The sequence below is a fragment of the Mesorhizobium sp. M1406 genome, from assembly GCF_040317555.1.
Classification (GTDB): domain Bacteria; phylum Pseudomonadota; class Alphaproteobacteria; order Rhizobiales; family Rhizobiaceae; genus Mesorhizobium.
In genome coordinates this window covers 55,995-78,665 of the sequence record NZ_JAMYKW010000021.1, presented here as the reverse complement: position 1 = coordinate 78,665, position 22,671 = coordinate 55,995, and the positions used below count along the sequence as shown (strand labels likewise).

Below are 22,671 nucleotides of genomic sequence, written 5' to 3'. Positions count from 1 at the left end.
AAGCGCGTCGGCTGCATTTGATTATTCAAAGCGACGCGTTTCAAGAAGCTTCCACCACGCCGAGCTTCTTCTGCAGGCTGGTCGACGAGGTCGTGTACTGGAACACGATACGCTCGCCGGGGCTGATGACGCGCTTGGCGGCCTGCGCCATCAGCGCCACCTCGTGGAAACCCGACAGGATCAGCTTCAACTTGCCCGGATACCAGTTGATGTCGCCGACCGCGAAGATGCCGGGCACCGATGTCTGGAACTTCTCGGTATCCACCGGAATGAGGTTCTCGTGAAGATTGAGCCCCCACTCCGCGATCGGTCCGAGCTTCATGGTCAGGCCGAAGAACGGCAGCATGCGCGTACAAGGCACCTCGACATCGCCGTCCGGCCCCTTGATGGTGGCCGATGACAGCTGGCCGTCGGCGCCGGTCAATCCGGTCACCTGCCCGACCTGGAAATGCAGCTGCTTCATCTCCTGCATGGCATACATCTTGTTGACGCTGTCGGGCGCGGCACGGAATTCAGGCCGCCGGTGCACCAGCGTCACGCTCTTTGCCACAGGCTGCAGGTTGAGCGTCCAGTCGAGCGCCGAGTCGCCGCCGCCGACAATGACGAGGTCGTGGTCGCGAAAATCCTCCATCCGCCGCACCGAATAGAAGACACTCTTGCCTTCATAGGGTTCGATGCCCGGGATCGGCGGACGCTTGGGCTGGAAGGAGCCGCCGCCGGCGGCGATCACCACCACCTTGGCCTCGAACACTTCGTTCTCGTCGGTGGTGACGCGAAAACTGCCGTCCTCCAGCTTTTCGAGGCTGGAAACCATGCGGTTGTAGGTGAAATCAGGCTTGAACGGCGCGATCTGCTCAAGCAGTTTGTCAACCAGCCCCTGCGCCGAGATCGAGGGCCAGCCGGGAATGTCGTAGATCGGCTTTTCCGGATAAAGTTCCGCGCATTGGCCGCCGGGCCGGTCGAGGATGTCGATCAGGTGGCACTTCATGTCGAACAGGCCGAGTTCGAACACGGCGAAGAGGCCGACTGGCCCTGCGCCGATAATAAGCACGTCTGTCTTGGTGGTCTCGGTCATGCGATGTGCCTCGCTGCGAAGAGAGCAGGACACTGCATGACCAATGCTCCGCTGCCAAGCCGCGGCGGGAAAAATCAGTTGGCAAGGATCCTGCGCTTATCCCTGGCGGGCGGGCACGCGGACAACCAGGCCGTCAAGCGCGTCGCGCACCTTGATCTGGCACGACAGGCGTGAGTTCGGCTGGACCTCGTAGGCGAAGTCCAGCATGTCCTCTTCCATCGCTTCCGGCTCGCCGACCTCAGCCGTCCAGGCTTCGTCGACATAGACGTGACAGGTCGCGCAGGCGCAGGCGCCGCCGCATTCCGCCTCGATCCCGGGCACGGCGTTGCGGATCGCGTTCTCCATGACCGTCGAGCCGTTCTCGGCGTCCACGTCGAAATGGGTGCCGTCATGGGCGATGAAAGTCAGCTTGGTCATTTGTCACCTGAAGGGAGTTGCAGCCGAGATAATCACTCCGGCGAGCAAGTCAACTGCCGCGCGAAAGCGCCGCCCCGTGACGTTTTTCCGCAAACCGGCTTTAGCGCCGGATTCAGCGACTGATGGCGGCGATGAAATCGCGCACTTCGTCGATCAGCGTGCCGAGCCGCTTGAGCGTCTGGTTGTCTTCCGGCCGGCGCTCGATCTCGGTGACGCAATCGGCAATGGCAAAGGCACCCACGCCCCGTGCCGAGCCCTTGAGCCCATGGGCGAGCAGAAGCCGGTCCTTGATGTCGGCGTCGACTATTCGGTCGCGCACCGACAGAGCCTGTTGTACAAACAGCGCCAGCACCTCCTGCTCGAGGCCGCGGTCGCCCATCGTCTGGTGGGCAAGGTGTGCCAAATCGACCGGCCGCGACCGCCTCGGTCCGGATACGTCGCCCCCGGGCATTGAGAAGGCAATGCCGCTTTCGCCACGCATGAACTCGAACTCCGTTTCTTCAATCGCCCCAAAACCTAGGCGAATCCAGTGGACAACGGGTTAATGGATGGCCCCGAAAAATGTTGCGAAAACGGCGCCGAAATCACGGTTGCGTTAACCTTATATTTAAAGTTTTACGTATCCCGCGGAATGCATGTTTTCTTTACCCCCCTGTGTCATTACGATACGAGGGGTCCATTTTCAGCCTCCTGCGCGTGGTACGACAAACAGAATTATAAGCCCGCGGCAGCTAGGTACAGGGTAGCGAAGGCATGGCAAAGAAACCAACGACGACGAGAACTCTCGACAGCGACGTGGCCAGGGAACTGGAGAAGGCGCTTGATATCGACCTCAGCAATGACGTCGGCAGCGGCGACCTCGACATCGCGGCTTCGATGGAGGATCTGGAAGCACAGATATCCCAGGCCGCCGACGAGCTGGCACGCGAGGGACGCAATCAGAAACCAGAGTCCGTGGTCAATCAGGGCCAGGCCCAGAGCCAGGCCACAAAACCCGCGCCAAGGGCCAAGCCCGCCGAGTTGCGCCCCGTGGAAACACGCAATGGTGCCCAGCCCGCGGGCTTCGCCCCGGCCAATGACGATCGCCAGAAGGACTACAAGACGCTCCTGCACAGCCTCAACAGGCGTGCCTCGAACACCATTTACTGGGTCGTTGCCTTCGTTTCGCTCGCCTGGTTCGCCGGCGCCGGCGGATTGGCCAATCTCCTTTTCGGACCGAGCATCTGGAGTATCCGCACGCTCGACCAGTTCCTTGCCCGTCCGGAACTGATCGGCCTCGCCGTCGCGGCGATCGTGCCGGTCATCCTGTTCTGGGCCTTCGCGGCCATGATCCGCCGCGCCCAGGAAATGCGCATCGCCGCCCAGTCTATGACCGAAGTTGCCTTTCGCCTGACCGAACCGGAAAACCTTGCCCAGGATCGCGTCATGATGATCGGCCAGGCCGTTCGTCGCGAGGTCGCGGCCATGGGCGAAGGCATCGAACGCACGCTTGCCCGCGCCGTCGAGCTGGAAACGCTGGTGCACAGCGAAGTCAACCAGATCGAACGCTCCTATTCCGAGAATGAATCCCGCATCCGTTCGCTGGTCGACGGGCTCGGCAGCGAGCGCGAAGCCGTCGTCACCCACGCAGAGCGCGTCCGCGCGTCGATCACCGGTGCGCATGAGACGCTGAAGGACGAGATCGGCGCCGCCTCCGACATCATCCGCGACAGCATCCTCAATGCGTCGACCAAATTGTCGATGACCATCACCAATTCCGGCGACACGCTCATCGACCGCATCAACGAAAGCTCGATGTCGATCTTCGATTCGGTGGAAGGCCGGCTCGATTCGATCACCGACCGGCTGTCGACCTCGGGCGAGGCCTTCGCCAGCCTTCTCGACACCCGCATCGCCAAGCTGACGGACACCACGGACGGCCTGACACGGTCGTTGACCGATCTGCTCGACGATCGCACCACCGGCATGGTGTCGCTGCTTGGCGGCGCCGCGCGCACGCTCAATTCCGAATTCGAGGCCAGCCTCAACGGCATCGAACGCACGCTCGCCGAACGCGGCCAGGCGCTGATCAGCGAGTTCCAGACCCGCGCCGAGGCGCTGGATACCGGAACGCAGAAGCTTAATGCGGCCCTCGAGGCCCGCGCCCGCCAGATCAACGAGACACTGGTCGAGCGCGCCCGCGAAATCGCCCATACCTTTGCCGAGAGCAAGGACACGCTGTCGGCGATGATCGATCAGGGCAAGACCCAGATCGGCGCCGATATGGCCGACATCGTCACCTCGACCTCCTCCATGCTCGAAGCCCGCGCCAGCGACTTCGCCGGGCGCATGGAAGCCGCCCGTCACGTCGTCTCGCGTTCGTTCGACAGCGACATCCAGCGGCTCGCCGACGCCCGCGTCGGCATCGAGGAAGCCGTCGAGAACCACAGCAGAAAGCTGTCCGAAAGCCGCGAGCGCATGGCCGAGGCCATGCAGGCCGATCTGGCGAAGTTCGCCGAGAGCCGCGCCGGTATCGATGCGGCGGTGACAGACCAGGTGCAGAAGCTGGCCGAGGGCCGCAGCCTGATCTCGCGCGCTCTCGAAGAGGATCTGCGCAAGGTCAATGAATCGCGGGCGGCCATCGACGCATCGCTCGGCAGCCATCTCGAAAGACTGGAAGAAGGCCGCAACAGGCTCTCCGCCGCCCTGAACGAAGACTCAGGGAAACTGGTGCAAGCCCGTACGATAATTGATGAAATGGTTGCCGGCCATGTCGGAAAACTCGCCGAAGGCCGTAACATCCTGTCGCGCGCCCTGGAAGCCGATCTCGGCAAACTGTCCGACAGCCGTGCCGACATCGACGGTCTGGTCGCCGGTCAGGTCGAAAAGATCGCCGAAGGCCGCGCCGTGCTCGCCAAGGCGTTGGAAAACGACATCATCGGCATCAAGAGCCTCATCGAAACCCATTCCGCCAAGCTGGCGGAAGACCGCACGCAGCTTTCCCATTCGCTCGACGACGATCTATCCGGCATACGCGGCCTGATCGAAAGCCATTCGGGACGGCTGGCCGAAGACCGCAGCCTGCTGTCACAGACCCTCGAAGCCGACCTTGCCAAGCTGGCGGAGAGCCGCTCCAGCATCGACGGGCTGGTCGCCGGCCAGGTCGAGAAGCTGGCCGAAGGGCGCGACATTCTCAAACGCGCGCTTGAATCCGATCTGAACACGATCAAGGGCGTCATATCGAGCCAGTCGGAAAAGTTGGCCGAGGATCGCGGCCAGCTTTCGCGGGTGCTGGAAACCGATCTGCAGAATGTGAACAGCGTCATCGCCGACCACATGAACAGGCTGGTGCAGGATCGTTCGACCCTGTCCAAGGCCCTTGAGGACGATCTCGCCAAGCTGGCGGAGAGCCGCTCCAGCATCGACGGGCTGGTCGCCGGTCAAGTCGAGAAGCTGGCGGAAGGCAGAGATATCCTGCGGCGCGCCCTGGAATCCGACCTTAATGCGATCAAGGGCACCATTGCCGACCAGTCGCAGAAACTGGTCGATGACCGGGCACAGTTCGCCCGGGCGCTCGAGGCTGATCTCGAAAGCGTCAACGGCCTCGTCAACAGCCATTCCGAACGGCTCGCCCAGGATCGTTCGACCCTGTCGAGATCACTTGAGGCCGACCTCGACAACGTCGCCGGCCTGGTCGACAGCCACGCGGAAAGGCTTGTCCAGGAACGCTCGACCCTGTCGAAGGCGCTTGAAGACGACCTGGCCAAGCTCGCCGAGAGCCGCTCCAGCATCGATGGCCTTGTCGCCGGCCAGGTCGAGAAACTCGCCGAAGGCCGCGATGTTCTCAAGCGCGCGCTGGAAGCCGACCTTGCCAAGCTGGCCGAGAGCCGCTCCAGCATCGACGGTTTGGTCGCTGGTCAGGTGGAGAAACTGGCCGAAGGCCGCGATATTCTCAAACGCGCCCTCGAAGCTGACCTGCAGAAGCTGGCCGAAAGCCGCGGCGATATCGACGATGTCATTGCCGGACATGTCGGCAAGCTGTCCGAAGGCCGCAATATGCTGACCCGCGCACTGGAAGACGATCTGAGCAAGCTCGTCGAGACCCGCAGGGACGTCGACCGCTCGCTGTCGGGCCATATCGACCAGATCGCCGCCAGGAGCACCGATATCTCCGCGGCGATCGCAAGCGATGTCGAGAAGATCGAGCAGGCGTTCAGCCGCCAGACCGGCATCATCGAGGAGCGCGCCGGCACAATGGAGCGTGCGCTCTCGACAGGCGTCGACAACGTCCGCGCCGTGCTCGAAAAGAGCGCCGTGTTTGTCGCCGGCGCCCTGCGCGAAAAGGTGCTGGAAGTCACCAGCACGCTGCACGAGCAGGCCGGTGCCGCTTTCAGCGACGCCGACCGCAAGATCGCCGAGCGCGCCGAGCAGACCTCGGCCGCCCTGCTGGCACGGGCCGAAGACATCGCCCGCACTTTCGAGGACGCCGACCGTCGCCTGCACGCCCGTGCGGAAGATACGTCGAACGCCTTGCTCGCCCGCGCGGAAGATACGTCCAGCTCGCTGCTGGCCCGCGCCCATGAATCCGCCGATCAGCTGGCTGCTCGTGCAAGCCAGATCGCCGGCGCCTTCGACATGGCGGACCAGAAGCTCGCCGCCCGCGCCCAGGAAACCACCGACCAGCTGACCGCCCGGGCTCAGGACGCCGCCGATCATCTGGCCGCCCGTGCAAGCGAGATCGCCGGCACGTTCGATGCGGCCGACCAGAAGCTGGTCGCCCGCGCCATCGAAACGGCCCAGTCGCTGGCCGCTCGCGCCGGCGACATCCTGCGCAATTTCGAAGGCGCCGACCAGCGGCTCGGCATGCGCATTGGCGAATCGGCCGAAGCGCTTGCCTCCCGTGCATCGGACCTCGGCCGCATCTTCGACGCCGCCGACCAGCAATTGGTCTCGCGCATCGCCGAAGGTTCGGAAGCGCTGTCGAGCCGTGCCTCCGAAATCGGCCGCATCTTCGACGACGCGGATCAGCGTCTGGTGTCGCGCATCGCCAGCAGCACCGCCACGATCGGCGAGCATGCCGAGACCATCGTCGGCGCCTTTACCGACACCGAGCAACGGGTCGCCGAACGTGCAAGGCGGACCGGCCAGGAAATGGCCGTGCATGCCCGCGAAATCGAACAGGCGCTTGCCGGCGCCGATGAGCGGCTTGCGTCGAGCGCCGCGGCCGCGGCCGCCCGTGTCGAAGAGCAGGTCTCAGGCGTCGAGAACCGCCTCGCCCATACGGCCAAGACCATGGGCCAGAAGCTCAACGAGCAGGTGTCGAATGCCGAGGCCCAACTCGTCTCGCGCGCCAATGTCATCGCGGAAACGTTCACCGCGGTCGGCCAGCATATCGGTCAGAGCACCAACGATGCCGCCAAGACGATCGGCGCCAACACCCGCGAACTCAACACCATGCTCGCGGCGCGTTCGGCCGAAATGTCGAAGATCCTCGACGAAACCGCGCGGCCTTTGGTCGAGCGCTTTGCCCAGGGCGGCTCGGAACTGCAAAAGAGCATGGCAGAGGTCACCGAACGCGCCACCGAGAAGCTGCGCAGCGAGAATGCCGCCCTTGTCGACGCGCTCGCCAGCCGTACCGCCGAGACCTTGTCGGCGGTCGAAGGCGCTCGCTCGTCGCTGTCCGACAGCGTCGCCGATCTCATCGGCCGCATGACCAAGTCCAGCTCGCAGCTCGGTCAGCTGATCGAGCAGGCCGCGGTCAATCTCGGCCAGGTCGATGAACGCCTCAGCGGCAGCACGCAAAGCTTCGCCGCCACCACGGAGAAGGCCGCTCAGACCTTCGCCAGCTCGGCGCGACTGGTCGATTCGAACACGACAAGGCTGACGGAACTGTCGTCGTCCACCTTGCGCGAGGTCGCGTCGATCGCCACCAAGTTCGACGAACATAGCCGCCTGCTGTCCAGCGCTTCGGACCTGTTGAGCTCGGCCCAGAGCAACCTCGAACACACGCTCGAACGGCAATCGTCGCTCGAGGATCTCGCGGTCGGCCTGGTCAAGAAGTCCGAAGATCTCGAAAGGGTGATGCGCTCGTTCGAAAACCTCGTCGGCCAGACGCTGCAGAACGCCGAGGGCAAGACGATGGAGTCGGCCGACAAGATCCGCAACGCCATCACCGACGTCGTCGATTCGGCTACCAAGCGCTTCGCCGATGCGACCGAGGAGATGCGGCGCACCGCTGGCTCGATCAAGAGCGAGCTCGACCTCACCCGCGCCGAGCTCAAGAAGGGCGTCATCGAAATGCCGGAGGAGGCCAAGGAATCGACCTCGGCAATCCGCCGCGCCGTTTCCGAGCAGATCAATGCGCTGAAAGAGCTTTCCGAGATCGTTGCGAAATCTGGCCGCAATGGTGACGGGTCCGAGCCACGCAATCTGCGCCCGGCGCCGCAAGCGCCGACCGCACGCGCCGCCGAACCACCGCGTCGCGCACCGGCAGCACCGCAGCCGGAGCTGCGCACGCCTCAGGCGCCCTTGGGCGGCCCTGCATTGCGCGGCACGCTCGACCTTGAGCGTCCGGCCGAGGCGGCGCCGCGCCAGCGTTCGGACGCCAGTGCCCGCACGCCGCAAGGCGGCTGGGTGCGCGATCTCCTGACCGCGGCGTCGAACGACGAGGACCTGAGGCCCGCGGCACCCTCGGAAGGGCCGCGCGCGGCCCCTGCCCAGCGCTCGCCCCTGCATGTCGTGGAATCGCTGAACTCGCTCTCCGTCGATATCGCGCGGGCCATCGATCACGAAGCGTCGATCGAGTTGTGGAACCGCTACCGGCGCGGCGAGCGTGACGTGTTCACGCGGCGGCTCTACACGCTGAAGGGTCAGCAGACGTTCGACGAGATCCGTCGCAAGTATCAGGCGGAGGCCGAGTTCCGCGCCGCCGTCGACCGTTACTGCGACGATTTCGAGAAGCTGCTCAAGGATGTCTCGCGCAACGACCGCGACAACATCATGGCGCAGACCTACCTGACGTCGGACACCGGCAAGGTCTACACCATGCTGGCCCACGCCAGCGGCCGCCTGCACTAAGACAGCAATTGAATAGGCGGGGCCATGGGTCCCGCCTGTGACTGCCTTAACATCCAGCACGCGCTGAACCTGGATGCGTTCGGGAATCGTCCAAAGTCCGATTCCCAACGGCACCAAGTCCACTGGCAAAGCTCCGCCTACGCTCAAAGGATGTGATCGTGAAGACGGCAATCATATTCGACTGCGAGTTTTTTTGCCTCGAAGGTTCGCAACGTCGATTCTGGTGTGCGGCCCACGACCCCGACCCGGTGATCGTGCAGATCGGCGCCGTCAGACTAGGACTCGGGGACGACTTTCCCCTGTTGGGCACGCACAAGGCCTATATCAGACCGGTCGACCGGTTTGGCAACAGATACGCCCTCGACCCGTTCTTCACCAAGCTGACCGGCATCACCGAGGAAGACTTGGAGACCGAAGGGGTAGACCTCGGGGAAGCCCTCGCGGACGTCGATCGCTTTTCCGATGGAGCGCGGTTCTGGTCCTGGGGCAAGGACGAACTGAACATGGTCGCCATCAGTTGCTATATCGCGGGCATTCAAGCTTCGATCCCGGCCACCCGGTTCGACAACGCCGTCAGGCTGCTGGTCGAGGCTGGGATGCCGACCGAGGATCTGGCGAGAACGCCGAGCAACAAGCTTGCGGACTACTATGGTATCGAACACCCGCCATTGCAGGGGCACGACGCGCTCGATGACGCGCTGTCTGTGGCCTACACCCTGCAGCACGTGATGAAGACTGGAAAGCTCCGGCCGGACATCTTCGACCGCTTGTAGGTAGAAGAGTTTGATGGGATTCCGGCGCCTCGCGCTCAGATGACCGAATCCGTCCAGCGCACGATCTGCCTGGCGGCATCGCCGAACGCGTTGTCGAGCGCGTTGACATAGGCTGGATTGCCGCTGCCCGAAACCGGCGCGGATGCGGTGAAGCTCTTCGAGGCACGCACCTCGCCATTGCGGTCGTTCAGAATGCGCACGAACAGGTCGACCTCGGCATGCTCGCCGCCGTCGACGCGCACCTCGAACGAACGTATCTCGACGATCACCTGATAGTCGATGGCCAGGCCCTCGCCCGGCTTGCCGACGCCGGCAAAGCTGCCTGAGCGCTGGAACGTCTCGGCCAGCCGCGCCTGCACGATCAGCGGCAGCCGGTCGGCCCATTGCGCGCCCTTGAGATACTGGATCGAGCGATCCGACGGCTTGATGACGATGTTCTGGCTGTCCAGCGCCTTGAGCGCCGATGGCTGCGCGATCAGGATCTGACGGCGGCTGTGGCCATGCGCATCGACCGAAGGCGCCGACAGCTCAAAGGTGTCGAGTGGCGCAGGCTTGCCGCCCAACACCGCGCAGCCGGCCAGCGTTAGGGCAAGCAGAGCCGCAGCCGATGTCAACCCGCCCGTTCTCACCCACACAGACTTCACACGCGATCCCCGTTGTCCCCGGATCGTAAGATCAACCCGCTTTCGCGGCTCATGTTCTTGCGGCGCGCCGACGCCGAAGTCAACGCCGCGCCCTGCCATTGAACTGCCGAACCTCGCCCTCGCCACCCGAAAGGATGCGCTGCGGATTGCGGCTGAGATCGGTCACCGCCTCCTCGATGCGGCTGATCGAGCGGCGGCTGTCCTGCACCAGTGCTTCGACATTCGACAGCCCCTGGCCCGAGAAACGCGTCAGATTGTCGGTTATGACGCCAAGGCGGGCATTCAGCGTGTCGGCAACCTGCTTGAACGATTTCAGTGTGGCCCTGGCGTCGGCCATCACCCCATCGGCCTGCCCTGAACCGAGCAAGTGGTCGACCCTGGCGAGAATGCCGTCGACACGCACCGAGGCGTCGTTGAGGCGTTGCGCCAGTTGCTTGGCGTCCTTGATCGTCTGGTTGATGTCGTCGGCGCGGTTGGCGAACTTCTCGGTCACCTCCGCGATGTCGGCGGCGGCCTTGTTGGCGTTTTCGCTGGCCTTCTGGATGTTGGCAAGCGCCGTGCGCACCTGCGCCGGATCGATGCCGTCGAGCACGCCGTCGACCTTGGCCAGCGTGCCTTGCGTCTGCTTGGCGAAATCGTTGACCGACCCGACCGCCGTGTCGACGTTCTTGATCACGCCGTCGAGCTGTTTCGAAGTCTCCTTGAGGTTGCCTGTCACCGTATCGACGTTGGCGACAATGCTCTTGATCTTGTCCTTGTCGACGGCGTTGAGCAGGCCTTCGGCTGCCTTCAGCGTGCCGTCGAGCTTGCCGGAAACGCCTTTCAGCTCATCGGACAGCGCACTGGCGGCGGACAGGAACTTGTCGATGCCGTCGGAATTCTTGGCCAGCGCGTCGGAGAAGGTCCGCACGTTCTGCACGGTCTGCGTCAGCGGCCCACGAACGTCCTTGGTGAAGCCTTCGAGCTCCGTGAGCACCTTGTCGGCGCGAGTGAAGATGTTCTGCGCTGTCTGCAGGAGGTTGGTCACGGCAGAGGGATTGGCGACGATCTCGGCGACCTTGCCTTCCTTTTCCGCCTGGTCGAGGAGTTTCACTTCCTTGGGATCGGCGCCCTTGAGCTCGATGTTGGCCTGTCCGGTGAGGCCGGCAAGACCGATATCGGCCTGCGTCGACTTGGTGATCGGCGTCAGGCGATCGATCTCGGTATCGGCGATGGCGACGGTCGGATTGTCGACGTCGATATAGACGCGCCTGACATCCCCGACCTTGACGCCGTTGAACAGCACGAAACTGCCGCGGCCTAGTCCGGACGCCGAACCCGGAATGCGCACGCGCAGCACCGTCGTCTCGCCCTTGTCGCCGATCGCAGCCGTCCAGTAGACGAAGGCGAACGCCGCCAGGATCGCGGCCAGCGTGAAAATGCCGACAATGACGTAGTTGGCTCTGGTTTCCATTGTCCCACTTATGGCTATGCGCGCGCCGCAAGATCAAGTTGCCGGGCGCGTTTTCCGCGGAAATAGGACTTTACCCACGGTTCCTCGCTCTTCAGCATGTCGTCGATGGTGCCTTCGACCAGCACTTTCTTCTTGCCGAGCACGGCCACCCGGTCACACGCCGTGAAAAGCGTGTCGAGATCATGCGTCACCATATAAACGGTCAGATCCATCGTATCGCGCAGCTTGACCACCAGTTCGTCGAATTCGGCCGCGCTGATCGGATCGAGGCCGGATGTCGGCTCGTCGAGGAAGACGATATCGGGGTCGAGTGCCAGCGCCCGCGCCAGCGCGGCGCGCTTGATCATGCCGCCGGAAAGTTCGGAAGGGAATTTCTGTGCCGCGTCAGGCGGCAATCCGACCAGTTCGATCTTGAGCAGCGCCAGCTCATCCATCAGCTTTTTGGGCAGGTCGAGATATTCGCGCATCGGCACCTGGACGTTTTCCTGTACCGTCAATGCCGAAAACAGGGCGCCGTGCTGGAACAGCACGCCAAGCCGCATGTCGATGCGCAGACGCTCCACTTCGCTGATCTTCTCGACATCGACGCCGAACAGCTTGATCGTTCCCGACTGCTTGCGCGTCAGGCCGAGAATGGTTCGCAGCAGAACTGACTTGCCGGCGCCCGAGGCGCCGACAAAGCCAAGGATCTCGCCGCGCCTGATATCGAGCGACAGTTTGTCGAGGATGAGCTTGTCGGCGAAGGACACGCTGATGTCGTGCGCGGAAAGCACGATGTCGCCCTCGCCCGTGTCGTCAGTCAGCGCACTTGCCTTTTTCCGGTCTCGCAGCTTCATCTCAAAACTCGATCGCTGCGTAGAACATGGCGAAAAGCCCGTCGAGGATGATGACGACGAAAATCGACTTCACCACCGAGGCTGTCACGTGCTGGCCGAGCGATTCCGCGCTGCCGCCAACCTTCATGCCTTCGACCGAGGCAATCGTGCCGATGATCATGGCCATGAACGGCGCCTTGATCAGGCCGGCGAAAATCGTGCTGAGATCGATGGCGACGCGCAGCCGGTCGATGAAGGCGGCCGGCGCGATGTCGGAATAGAGCCAGGCAGCCAGTATGCCGCCGCCGAGAGCGGCGAAATTGGCGATGATCGTCAGGCACGGCAAGGCGATGACCAGCGCCACGAGCCGTGGAAAGACCAGGACGCCGATCGGGTTGAGCCCGATGACCTTCAGCGCGTCGACCTCCTCGCGCATCTTCATCGAGCCGATCTCGGCGGTGATCGCGCTGCCGGAGCGGCCGGCGATCATGATCGCCGTCATCAGCACGCCGAGTTCGCGCAGGATCAGCACGCCGACCAGGTCGACGACGAATATATCGGCACCGAAATAGCTGAGCTGATAGGCGCCTTGCTGGGCGACGATGGCGCCGACGATCGCCGACATCAGCACCACCACCGGAATGGCGCCGACGCCCATGCGGTCGATCTGGTTGAAGATCGCCGCCGGATTGACGGCATGACCACGACCGAGCTTCATCTGCGCGCCGCGGATGGTGGCGCCGAGGATGTTCATCGAGGCGAGGAAGTCGTCGCGCATCTCGTAGACGCGGCGGCCGACCGCCTCCAGCGCGCGGATGACGATATTGGGCGGACCGGCGGCGCCGGATTCGGGTTCGCGTCGCACGGCCTCGCCCACAGCGTCGAGCAGGATCGAAGCGATCTCGCTCTGGCCTTGCATCTGGATCTCGACGCCCTTCTTCTCGAAGGCGCTTACCAGCCGGTCGATCAGCCAGGCGCCGGCGGTGTCCATCTTCTCGATCTTGGAAAGATCGAGCGCCAAAGTTTTGAAGCCGCTTCGTTTTTCGATCTTGCGCATGTCGGCGTCGATCAGCGCGACGGTCCGTGTCGTCCAGATTCCGGAGAAGGCGCAGCCGAGAACGCCGTCCTCCTCGCCGATTGCCACGCGCGGTTCGTGGTCAGCCTCCCCCGCGGTCGTGCCGCTTGCGTCGCGCTTGCCAATGGTCAACATGGCGTCCTGTTTAGCCTGACGGGTCTGACCTGTCGATTTGCCGACAACGCTTGTCGCATAGCAGGAGCAGAAAAATATGGCGCGTGTCATTTCGGTCGAGGCCGAGCGTTTTCCAATCGCCGGAACCTTTACGATTTCGCGCGGTTCCAAGACCGAAGCCGAAGTGATCTCCTGCACGATCAGCGACGGCGGCAACGCCGGCCGCGGCGAATGCGTTCCCTACAAGCGCTATGGCGAGACGATGGACGGCGTGCTCGAGGCGATCGAAGCCATGCGCGACCGGATCGCCGGCGGCATCAGCCGAACCGCCTTGCTCACGGCCATGCCGGCCGGAGCCGCCCGCAACGCTATCGACTGCGCGCTGTGGGACCTCGAAGCCAAGCTGAGCGGCAAACCGGTGGCATCCAGCATCGGTGCCGCTCCACTACGGGCGCTCGAAACCGCCTACACGCTGTCGCTCGGCGAACCGGAAGCGATGGCGGCGCAGGCCCGCGCCAATGCGGCGCGACCCCTGCTCAAGGTCAAGATCGGCGGCGACAACGACATCGCCCGCATCCGCGCGGTCAGCCAAGCGGCGCCCGACAGCCGCATCGTCCTCGACGCCAATGAGGGCTGGACCGACGATAATATCGTGGCAAACCTCGCTTTTGCCGCCGAGCAAGGCATCGCGCTGATCGAACAGCCGCTGCCGGCCGGCCATGACGAGATCCTGCGCCATATTGCGCATCCGGTGCCGATCTGCGCCGATGAAAGCGTGCACGAGGTGAAGAATCTCGGAGCTCTTATCGGCCTTTACGACGCCATCAACATCAAGCTCGACAAGTCGGGCGGCCTGACAGCTGCCCTTGTGTTGCGCGATCGCGCCCGCGAACTCGGTTTCGGCGTGATGGTCGGTTGCATGGTCGGTACGTCGCTGGCGATGGCGCCGGCGGTGCTGCTTGCTCAGGATGCCGATTTCGTCGACCTCGACGGTCCGCTGCTGCTTGCTCGCGACCGTGTGCCCGGCCTTGTCTACCAGGGCTCGCTGGTGTCACCGCCTGATAAGGCGCTGTGGGGCTGAGCGCGCCGCAAGCCCGATCAGCACCAGGCCGATCAAGGCGATCGGAATCATGGCAAAAAAGCCGTCGACGCCGAAACGCTCGTATAGCGGGCCGGACGCCAACGTCGCCACCGCCATGAAGAAGCCGTTGGAGAAATAGGCGATGCCTTGCGCGGCACCTGTCCGCTCTTCGGACACCGTTTCACCGATCATCTTCTGCAGGCCGATCAGCACCAGCGCCACAGAGACCGAGTGCAGCGTCTGGACGCCGAAAAATCCGGCAACGCCGAGGCCGAGCGGCCAGACCAGCGGAAAGGCGATCCAGCGCACGATCGAGCCGATCCCTGCCATCACCATGATCGACACGACGGAGAACCGGTCGAAAAAGCGGGTGAACATCATGAACATGCAGACTTCCGAAACCACGCCCCACGCCCACAAAAAGCCCACAACCGAATCGCTGATGCCGATCGATTTCCAGTAGATGGAGACGAAGCCGTAGAGAAATGCGTGGCTGGCGGTGATGACGCCGACGCCGATGGAAAAATACAGGAAATACGGGTTGAGAAGCTTCGGTGCTGAATGCTGGATGTCGGTGGCCGACAGCGGCGAAGCGCGCCGCGGACGGCCAAGACGCGGCGCCAGCAGCCCGGCGGCAAGGGCCGCGACAAACGCCACGAGAATGATCACCGGAACCGCCCGCGAGCCGGTTGCCGACAGGATGAAGCCACCGGCGACATTGGCGAGCAGATAGGAGATCGAGCCCCATTTGCGCATGCTCGTATAGTTCGATCCGAAGCGGCGCACGCCTGAAAGCGCCAGCGAATCGGCGATCGGCGAATGCGGCGTCCAGACGATGGTCAGCGCCAGCGACACCGCCAGCACCATCGCGTAGGTCGGCGTCAGGAAATAACCGGCCGACAAAAGCAGCGACGCAGCCACCAGCGCGACGTAGACATCGGCGCGGTCCCTGGCACGGTCGGCCAGCGCGGTCAGCAACGGCGTCGTCACCACGCGCAGGAACATGGGGGCCGCCAGGATGACGGCGATCTGCTCGGCATGAAAACCCTTGGCCTGCAGCCACAGCGGGAAATACGGCAGATGCGTTCCGAGCGGCACGAACAGCGTCGCGAAGATCAAGCTCATGCGCAGTTCGAAATGACGCGGCTTGACGAGTTGTTCGGGCGAAAGCGGCGGCAGGGACATGAATCGATCCAATCACGCTGCACTTGGCCGGACGGCAACGCGTGTCGATCCCTTAACATGCGCGAAAACCGGGCGAAACCGGTTGGACCAATCGATTGCCGCCGGAGCGGGAAGGAACGCCGGCGCTATGCCGCCTGCCCTACCCGGTCTTCGATGAGCAACGGGATAAAGGGCTCGTCCGGCGCCTCGGGCAGCACCTGTGCCCAGGTCAGGATTTCCATCCGGCCATCAAAATGCTCGACCACCGCCGTGCAGCTTTCCACCCAGTCGCCGGTGTTGATGTACTGGACATCGCCAAAATTCTCGATGACGGCATGATGGATGTGGCCGCAGACGACGCCGTCGACATGCGAGCGGCGCGCCTCTTCGGCAAGCATCGTCTGGAACGAGCCGATGAAGTTGACCGCTTTCTTGACGTTGACCTTGGCCCAGGAGGAGAACGACCAATAAGGCAGTCCGAGCAGCTGGCGCAGCCGCGTCACCACGCGGTTGACCAGCATGGCCGCGTCATAGGCGTGATCACCAAGATAGGCCAGCCAGCGCGCATTGTGGACGACGGTGTCGAACTGGTCGCCATGGATGACGAGCAGGCGCTTGCCGTCGGCGGTCTCGTGGATGGCACGGTCGGCCACGACGATGCCGCCGAAATGCACGCCCTGGAACTGGCGGGCGAATTCGTCATGGTTGCCGGCGATGTAGGTGATGTTGGCGCCCTTGCGCGCCTTGCGCAGCAATTTCTGCACGACGTCGTTGTGGCTTTGCGGCCAGTGCCAGTTCCGCCGCAGCCGCCAGCCGTCGACGATGTCCCCGACCAGATAGATGATGTCGGCGTCGTGATGTCTAAGGAAATCGATCAGGAATTCGGCCTTGGCCGCCTTCGAGCCCAAATGGACGTCGGAAATGAACATGCTGCGGAAAGTGCGGGGCTCTTGGCCGGACATCGCGATTTTTCACCGTTGCCTTCGCGAGAGCCTATGCCCCGATTCATGCAACAAACGTATGACGGTTGCGATTGGTCCAGCCGAAGGACTAGCTTGCCGCCGGCTCACAAGGAGAAATCATCATGGATCTCGGTATCAGCGGGAAGAAGGCCATTGTCTGCGCTTCGAGCAAGGGACTTGGGCGCGGTTGTGCCATGGCGCTGGCGGAAGCCGGCTGCGACGTCGTCGTCAACGGGCGCAATGCCGAACTGGTGGCGAAAACCGCTGCGGAACTGCGCCAGCGCTATGGCGTCACGGTGACGGAAGTCGTTGGCGACGTCTCGAGGCCCGAGGTGCAGAAGGCGCTGCTCGCGGCCTGCCCGGAACCGGATATCCTCGTCAACAACAATGGCGGACCGCCGCTTCGCGATTTCCGCACGCTCGACCGCGAAAAGATTCTCGAAGGCGTCACCCAGAATATGGTGACGCCGATCGAACTGGTGCAGGCTGTCCTCGACGGCATGGCGGCGCGCGGCTTCGGCCGCATCGTCAACATCACCTCGCTGTCGGTCTATGTTCCGATCCCCGGCCTGGACCTGTCGTCCGGCGCACGCGCCGGCCTGACCTCGTTCCTGGCCGGCGTGGCGCGAACGGTGGTCGATCGCAACGTGACCATCAACAGTCTTTTGCCGGGCAAGCTCGACACCGACCGGCTGCGCGGGCCGCACGAGGCCGGCACGTCAGAGGATCCCGCCGCCGCGGCGGCCCGCAAGACACGCATCAGTGCCGATGTTCCGGCCAAGCGTCTCGGCACACCGGAGGAATTCGGCCAGATCTGCGCCTTCCTGTGCTCGGTCCATGCGGGCTATCTGACCGGGCAGAACATACCGGTCGATGGCGGTCTCTACGTCAGCGCCTTTTGATCGACGCGCCTGCCAACCAGCAGCAATCATTTGCTGCCAAGTCGGCATAAGCGCTTGATAGATAATGACTTTCGAAGCGCCGCAGGGTAAAGCCGCCAGCGCGTCAATTAGCGTCGCGAAAAACGTCGGCTGCATGCTAAAAGGGAATCTCCAGGCAGATTTCGGAGGAGCGGCCGCATGGAAGGCGAGAGCAAAAAGACGGCACGTTCGGACCTCGACGAAGCCGCCCTCTACTTCCACAAGCACCCAAGGCCGGGAAAACTCGAGATCCAGGCGACCAAGCCGCTCGGCAATCAGCGCGACCTCGCGCTCGCCTATTCGCCTGGTGTCGCCGCCCCTTGCCTGGAAATCCGTGACGATCCGGCGACCGCCGCCGACTATACGGCGCGCGCCAATCTGGTTGGTGTCGTCTCCAACGGGTCGGCGGTGCTCGGCCTCGGCAATATCGGCCCGCTGGCCTCCAAGCCGGTGATGGAGGGCAAGGCTGTCCTGTTCAAGAAATTCGCCGGCATCGACGTCTTCGACATCGAGATCGACGCGCCCGGCATCGAGCGCATGGTGGAGACGATCTCGGCGCTCGAGCCGACCTTCGGCGGCATCAACCTCGAAGACATCAAGGCGCCGGAGTGCTTCGAGGTCGAGGAGCAGTTGAAGGCCCGCATGGGCATACCGGTGTTCCACGACGACCAGCACGGCACCGCGATCATCGTCGCTGCCGCCGTACTCAACGGGCTGGAATTCGCCGGCAAGACCATATCGGACATCAAGATCGTCACTTCAGGCGCCGGCGCTGCCGCCCTTGCCTGCCTCAACCTGCTGGTCTCGCTCGGCGCGCGGGTCGAAAACATCTGGGTCACCGACCGTTTCGGCGTCGCCTACAAGGGCCGCGTCGACGAGATGGACCGCTGGAAGGACCCCTATGTGAAAGACACAGAGGCGCGCACGCTGGCCGATGTCATATCAGGCGCCGACGTCTTCCTCGGCTTGTCGGCGGCAGGCGTGCTGAAGCCGGAACTGCTCCAGCACATGGCGCCGAAGCCACTGATCCTGGCGCTGGCCAACCCCAATCCGGAGATCATGCCGGAAGTGGCGCGTGCGGCGCGTCCCGATGCGATGATCTGCACCGGCCGCTCCGATTTTCCTAATCAAGTCAACAACGTACTGTGTTTTCCTTACATTTTTCGCGGTGCGCTCGACTGTGGCGCCAGCGCCATCAACGAGGAGATGAAAATGGCCGCGGTGCGGGCCATCGCAGCGCTCGCTCGTGAAGAACCTTCCGATGTCGCGGCCCGCGCCTATTCCGGCGAGACGCCGATCTTCGGCCCCGAGTTCCTGATCCCCTCGCCCTTCGATCCGCGCCTGATCCTGCGCATCGCCCCGGCGGTCGCCAAGGCCGCCTGCGACACCGGTGTCGCGACAAGGCCGATCACCGACTCCGCCGCCTATATCGACAAGCTCAATCGCTTCGTCTTCCGCTCCGGCCTGGTGATGAAGCCGGTGTTCTCGTCGGCCAAGGCATCGACCGCCAAGCGCGTCATCTATGCCGACGGCGAGGACGAGCGCGTGCTGCGCGCCGCCCAGGTGGTGCTCGAGGAAGGCATCGCAGAACCGATTCTGATCGGCCGCCCACATGTCATCGAAGTGCGCCTGAAGCGCTACGGGCTGCGCATCAAGCCCGGTGTCGATTTCGGCCTGATCAATCCGGAAGACGATCCGCGCTATCGCCACTATGTCGACCTGCTGATCGAACTCGCCGGCCGGCGCGGCGTGACGACGGAGGCCGCGCGCACCATGGTGCGCACCGACAACACGGTGATCGCAGCACTTGCGCTGAAGCGCGGCGATGCCGATGCCATGGTCTGCGGCCTCGAAGGCCGCTTCGAGCGGCATCTGCGCAACGTCACCCTGATCATCGGTCCGCGCACCGGCGTCAGGGATCGCGACCTCTCGACGCTGTCGATGCTGATCTCGCAGCGCGGCATCATCTTCCTGACCGACACGCATGTCTCCGTCGATCCCACGGCCGAGGAGATCGCCGAGATGACGGTGCTGGCGGCGGAAGAAATCCAGCGCTTCGGCATCGAGCCGAAGGCAGCACTCCTGTCGCATTCCGATTTCGGCTCGCGCGATTCACCCAGCGCGCTCAAGATGCGGCAAGCGGCGGCGATCCTGGCGCGTATTGCACCCGAACTGGAGTGCGACGGCGAGATGCATGCCGATTCCGCCTTGTCGGAGCATCTGCGTCAGCGCGTCTATCCGCATTCTCGGCTGAAGGGCGAAGCCAATCTGCTGGTATTCCCCAACCTCGATTCGGCCAACATCACGCTGACCGCGCTCAGAACCATGATGGATGCGCTGCATGTCGGGCCGATCCTGCTCGGCACCGACATGCCGGCGCACATATTGACCCCATCGGTGACCTCACGCGGCGTCGTCAACATGACGGCGCTTGCCGTGGTCGAAGCCGCTCACAAGGCGCAGGCGGTCGTCAATCTGGGCTGAACGCGGATTTCGCGGTAAACTGCGGTTAACCGCGAACACGGTAGCCTTGCGGGCCAACGGGCGGGATTTGGGCAGGCGGAGTTTGGGCGGATGGCAAGCGGAGGGTGGAAGCAAGCGCATGCTGCCGTGCTGCTTGGCCTCCTGTTGTCCGCAACATGGGGGGTAGCCGAGCCACGGGCCGCCTCGCGGGTCTGCCGCCAGTTGGAAGCCGATCTTGCCGCGGCCTCACGCGGCGGTGGCGGCGGTCCGGCACTGATCCGGAAATACGATTCCGCAATTGCCAGGCAGCATGAGCAGATTTCCAAGGCCCGCGGCCAAGCGAGCCGGGCCGGGTGCGGCTTTTCCCTGTTTGACCGCAACCTCAATCAATGCGCCGGGCTCAACGCCACCATCGACCGCATGAATGCCAATCTCGACGCCTTGCAAAACAAGCGCGAGCGGATGGCCGGCGGTGGCTCGCGCCGTGACCGCGAGCGCGTCGTGGCGGCACTTGATGCCAATGGCTGCCGCGACGACACCGTTGCGCCACGGCGCGCGCCCTTGCAGGAGGCGGACCGCGAAGGCGGCGGCACAAACCTGTTCGATCAGCTTTTCGGCGGCAACAGCCAGCAGCTCGATACGCCAGATCCACTTGACCAGCTTGGCGATCCTGGCGAGGAGCGCAGCGTCCGCCGGGTGCTCAACCGGCCCGGCGTACCGGACTTTCCGAGCGTCGGCGGTGAATTCCACACCTCCTGTGTGCGCACCTGCGACGGCTACTTCTTCCCGATGTCCAACTCGGCCTCGGCGAGCGATTTCGAACGCGACCAGAAGAATTGCGAATCGAGCTGCCCAGGCACCGAGATGGAGGTTTTCTACTCGCGCGGCATGGATGACGATTCGGCCTCGATGACGTCATCGGTCACCGGCCGGCCCTACAGCGAATTGCCGACCGCCTATCTCTACAAGCAGCCCGACATGTCGCGGCCACCGGCTTGCGGTTGCAACGCCGCCGCGCAAGGCTTCCAGATCATCGCCGGTAACCCGCCATATCAGGAGCAATCGCAGCCCGAAACGGACGCTGCACCGTTCATCCCAGTCCCCGTTTCCATCCCGGGCGCTGATCCGGAAACCCTGGCCAATCTGGCAGGGGGACTCGACCGCGAGGCGATCAAACGGCTTTCCGCCAAGCCGGTGACGTCGCCGGTGTCCGCGCTGCCGCCGGAACAGCGCAAGGTCAGGGTCGTCGGGCCGACGTTCCTTCCCGACCCATCAGCGGCAATAGATCTGCAAGCTCCGGCCCCGAGGGCAGTCCGGTAAGGGCTGTTCTGAGCGGCATGAACAACGCCTTGCCCTTGCGGCCGGTCGCTTCCTTGATCTTGCCCGTCCAGTCCTTCCAGATCGTCGCGGTCCAGGGTTCCTCCGGCAGCAGGTCGAAGGCCTGTTGAAGAAAATCGCGGTCGTCATCGGAAAACTCCGGCTTCTCCTGCGGTCCCTCGCGCAGGATACGCCACCAATTGACCGCATCGGCCAGCCTGTCGAGATTGCCGCGCACCGCCAGCCAGAACGGTTCGGCCTGCTCGCCCGAGACACCGAGCACGATCAGCCGGTCTTGCGCCTCGGCGAACGGCATGTGGTGCAGCAGTGTCCGGTTGAGCACGAACAGCTCGTCCGGATCGAATTTGGCCGCGGATTTCGATGTCGCCGCCGGATCGAAGCGTTCGGCGAGTTCGCCCATCGTCGGCACCGCCGCGACATTCTCCGAGGTGCCGACCAGCACGGCCAATGAGGCGACGGCCATCGGCTCGATGCCGTCCTCGCGCAGGCTTTCGATGGAGAGCGCGCCGGTGCGCTTCGACAACCCCTCGCCCGAGGACGTGGTCAAGAGATTGTGGTGGCCGAACACCGGCGGCGCGGCAGCCAGTGCCTGGAACAGCGCGATCTGCACGCCCGTATTGGTGACGTGGTCGTCGCCGCGGATGACATGGCTGACGCCCATCTCGATGTCGTCGACCACGGAGGGGAGTGTATAGAGGTAAGTACCGTCCTCGCGCACCAGCACTGGATCGGAAAGCGAGGCGAGGTCGACGGTTTCCTCGCCGCGCACCAGATCGTTCCATTGGATTTCGGTGCGTTCCGGCTGTTGCGGATCGCCCGAGAAATTGGGGAGGAGAAAACGCCAGTGCGGCCGGCGGCCATCGGCCTGGTATTCGGCGATCTGCTCGTGCGTCAGGGCCAGCGCCTCGCGGCCATAGACTGGCGGCAGGCCGCGCGTTCGGCGCACCTTGCGGCGGAGATCAAGTTCCTCCGGCGTTTCATAGCAGGCATAGAGAACGCCTGCCGTCTTCAACCTCTCGACCGCCGCGTCGTAGATCTCGAAACGCCGCGACTGATACTCGGTGGCGTCCGGGAAAATGCCCAGCCAATGCAGGTCGTAGAGGATGGCGTCTGAAAATTCCTGCTTCGAGCGCGCAATATCGGTGTCGTCGAAGCGCTGGATGAAGCGGCCCTTGTTGTTCATCGCAAACAGCCAGTTGAACAAGGCGGTGCGCGCATTGCCGATATGGATGCGGCCGGTTGGCGACGGGGCGAAACGAACGGTAACTGTCATGAGCGGGGCGTACCGGATGCTTTTGCGGTTGACAAGACGCGCCCCCGC

Annotated in this window: 16 protein-coding genes; 6 read left to right on the top strand and 10 right to left on the bottom strand. The window is 63.7% G+C overall.

All coding sequences use genetic code 11. From position 1 onward, the window contains the following. Positions 1-40: 40 nt before the first annotated feature. From NKH03_RS18915 to NKH03_RS18905, 3 genes are all read right to left on the bottom strand, one after another. A complete protein-coding gene (locus tag NKH03_RS18915; protein WP_352969765.1) occupies positions 41-1,075 on the bottom strand; it encodes an NAD(P)/FAD-dependent oxidoreductase in 1,035 nt (344 codons plus the stop codon). 96 nt (positions 1,076-1,171) lie between these two features. After that, positions 1,172-1,492, bottom strand: coding sequence for a 2Fe-2S iron-sulfur cluster-binding protein (locus tag NKH03_RS18910; RefSeq protein WP_023674833.1), 321 nt, complete (start codon positions 1,490-1,492; stop codon positions 1,172-1,174). Between the two features lie 112 nt (positions 1,493-1,604). Further along, positions 1,605-1,973: an Hpt domain-containing protein gene (locus tag NKH03_RS18905; RefSeq protein ID WP_352870886.1), complete on the bottom strand. Its 369-nt coding sequence runs from the start codon at positions 1,971-1,973 to the stop codon at positions 1,605-1,607. Between the two features lie 272 nt (positions 1,974-2,245). Between NKH03_RS18905 and NKH03_RS18900 the strand changes: the two genes are divergently transcribed. Continuing rightward, positions 2,246-8,548, top strand: coding sequence for a kinesin (locus NKH03_RS18900; protein ID WP_352969764.1), 6,303 nt, complete (start codon positions 2,246-2,248; stop codon positions 8,546-8,548). A gap of 158 nt (positions 8,549-8,706) precedes the next feature. After that, entirely contained in the window at positions 8,707-9,321 is a 615-nt protein-coding gene (locus NKH03_RS18895; RefSeq protein ID WP_352969763.1) for a 3'-5' exonuclease, read from the top strand. 35 nt (positions 9,322-9,356) lie between these two features. Here the strand turns inward: NKH03_RS18895 and NKH03_RS18890 are convergent, their stop codons facing one another. The 4 genes from NKH03_RS18890 to NKH03_RS18875 form a co-directional block, all read right to left on the bottom strand. After that, complete coding sequence (locus NKH03_RS18890; RefSeq protein WP_502913527.1) at positions 9,357-9,950, bottom strand: ABC-type transport auxiliary lipoprotein family protein; 594 nt, start codon at positions 9,948-9,950, stop codon at positions 9,357-9,359. A 94-nt stretch (positions 9,951-10,044) separates the two neighbouring features. Further along, positions 10,045-11,418 (bottom strand): MlaD family protein, encoded by a 1,374-nt coding sequence (locus tag NKH03_RS18885; RefSeq protein ID WP_352969762.1) that lies wholly within the window; start codon positions 11,416-11,418, stop codon positions 10,045-10,047. A 14-nt stretch (positions 11,419-11,432) separates the two neighbouring features. Beyond that, positions 11,433-12,254 carry an ABC transporter ATP-binding protein gene (locus NKH03_RS18880; protein WP_352877798.1) on the bottom strand — a complete coding sequence of 274 codons (822 nt, stop codon included), beginning with the start codon at positions 12,252-12,254 and terminating at the stop codon, positions 11,433-11,435. A 1-nt stretch (position 12,255) separates the two neighbouring features. Further along, positions 12,256-13,443 carry an MlaE family ABC transporter permease gene (locus NKH03_RS18875; protein WP_352870878.1) on the bottom strand — a complete coding sequence of 396 codons (1,188 nt, stop codon included), beginning with the start codon at positions 13,441-13,443 and terminating at the stop codon, positions 12,256-12,258. Positions 13,444-13,519: 76 nt separating this feature from the next. On the opposite strand from NKH03_RS18875, the gene dgcA reads away from it, so the two are divergent. Further along, entirely contained in the window at positions 13,520-14,503 is a 984-nt protein-coding gene (gene dgcA / locus NKH03_RS18870) for an N-acetyl-D-Glu racemase DgcA (RefSeq protein WP_352969761.1), read from the top strand. Here dgcA and NKH03_RS18865 read toward each other — a convergent pair. Together NKH03_RS18865 and NKH03_RS18860 are read right to left on the bottom strand one after the other, a co-directional pair. Continuing rightward, positions 14,474-15,688, bottom strand: coding sequence for an MFS transporter (locus tag NKH03_RS18865; RefSeq protein ID WP_352969759.1), 1,215 nt, complete (start codon positions 15,686-15,688; stop codon positions 14,474-14,476). The genes dgcA and NKH03_RS18865 overlap by 30 nt on opposite strands. 125 nt (positions 15,689-15,813) lie before the next feature. After that, positions 15,814-16,629, bottom strand: coding sequence for a UDP-2,3-diacylglucosamine diphosphatase (locus NKH03_RS18860; protein ID WP_352969758.1), 816 nt, complete (start codon positions 16,627-16,629; stop codon positions 15,814-15,816). Between the two features lie 122 nt (positions 16,630-16,751). Between NKH03_RS18860 and NKH03_RS18855 the strand changes: the two genes are divergently transcribed. The 3 genes from NKH03_RS18855 to NKH03_RS18845 all read left to right on the top strand — a co-directional run bounded on the left by NKH03_RS18855 (position 16,752) and on the right by NKH03_RS18845 (position 21,332). Continuing rightward, positions 16,752-17,531: an SDR family oxidoreductase gene (locus NKH03_RS18855; RefSeq protein WP_352870872.1), complete on the top strand. Its 780-nt coding sequence runs from the start codon at positions 16,752-16,754 to the stop codon at positions 17,529-17,531. Between the two features lie 177 nt (positions 17,532-17,708). Next, positions 17,709-20,033: an NADP-dependent malic enzyme gene (locus tag NKH03_RS18850; RefSeq protein WP_352969757.1), complete on the top strand. Its 2,325-nt coding sequence runs from the start codon at positions 17,709-17,711 to the stop codon at positions 20,031-20,033. A 90-nt stretch (positions 20,034-20,123) separates the two neighbouring features. Continuing rightward, entirely contained in the window at positions 20,124-21,332 is a 1,209-nt protein-coding gene (locus NKH03_RS18845; protein ID WP_352969755.1) for a DUF2865 domain-containing protein, read from the top strand. Here NKH03_RS18845 and gltX read toward each other — a convergent pair. Next, the gene (gltX, locus tag NKH03_RS18840) at positions 21,250-22,623 is read right to left on the bottom strand and encodes a glutamate--tRNA ligase (protein ID WP_352969754.1); all 1,374 of its coding nucleotides are present in this window, start codon (positions 22,621-22,623) and stop codon (positions 21,250-21,252) included. The two genes, NKH03_RS18845 and gltX, sit on opposite strands and share 83 nt — an antisense overlap. Positions 22,624-22,671 lie beyond the last annotated feature (48 nt).

Bases quoted from the DNA above. Each gene is read 5' to 3' on its own strand.
- NKH03_RS18905 (WP_352870886.1), bottom strand. From the start codon at position 1,973: ATGCGTGGCGAAAGCGGCATTGCCTTCTCAATGCCCGGGGGCGACGTA.
- NKH03_RS18855 (WP_352870872.1), top strand. From the start codon at position 16,752: ATGGATCTCGGTATCAGCGGGAAGAAGGCCATTGTCTGCGCTTCGAGC.
- NKH03_RS18910 (WP_023674833.1), bottom strand. From the start codon at position 1,492: ATGACCAAGCTGACTTTCATCGCCCATGACGGCACCCATTTCGACGTG.
- NKH03_RS18900 (WP_352969764.1), top strand. From the start codon at position 2,246: ATGGCAAAGAAACCAACGACGACGAGAACTCTCGACAGCGACGTGGCC.
- NKH03_RS18845 (WP_352969755.1), top strand. From the start codon at position 20,124: ATGGCAAGCGGAGGGTGGAAGCAAGCGCATGCTGCCGTGCTGCTTGGC.
- NKH03_RS18860 (WP_352969758.1), bottom strand. From the start codon at position 16,629: ATGTCCGGCCAAGAGCCCCGCACTTTCCGCAGCATGTTCATTTCCGAC.
- NKH03_RS18850 (WP_352969757.1), top strand. From the start codon at position 17,709: ATGGAAGGCGAGAGCAAAAAGACGGCACGTTCGGACCTCGACGAAGCC.
- NKH03_RS18915 (WP_352969765.1), bottom strand. From the start codon at position 1,075: ATGACCGAGACCACCAAGACAGACGTGCTTATTATCGGCGCAGGGCCA.
- dgcA (WP_352969761.1), top strand. From the start codon at position 13,520: ATGGCGCGTGTCATTTCGGTCGAGGCCGAGCGTTTTCCAATCGCCGGA.
- NKH03_RS18880 (WP_352877798.1), bottom strand. From the start codon at position 12,254: ATGAAGCTGCGAGACCGGAAAAAGGCAAGTGCGCTGACTGACGACACG.
- NKH03_RS18865 (WP_352969759.1), bottom strand. From the start codon at position 15,688: ATGTCCCTGCCGCCGCTTTCGCCCGAACAACTCGTCAAGCCGCGTCAT.
- gltX (WP_352969754.1), bottom strand. From the start codon at position 22,623: ATGACAGTTACCGTTCGTTTCGCCCCGTCGCCAACCGGCCGCATCCAT.
- NKH03_RS18885 (WP_352969762.1), bottom strand. From the start codon at position 11,418: ATGGAAACCAGAGCCAACTACGTCATTGTCGGCATTTTCACGCTGGCC.
- NKH03_RS18875 (WP_352870878.1), bottom strand. From the start codon at position 13,443: ATGTTGACCATTGGCAAGCGCGACGCAAGCGGCACGACCGCGGGGGAG.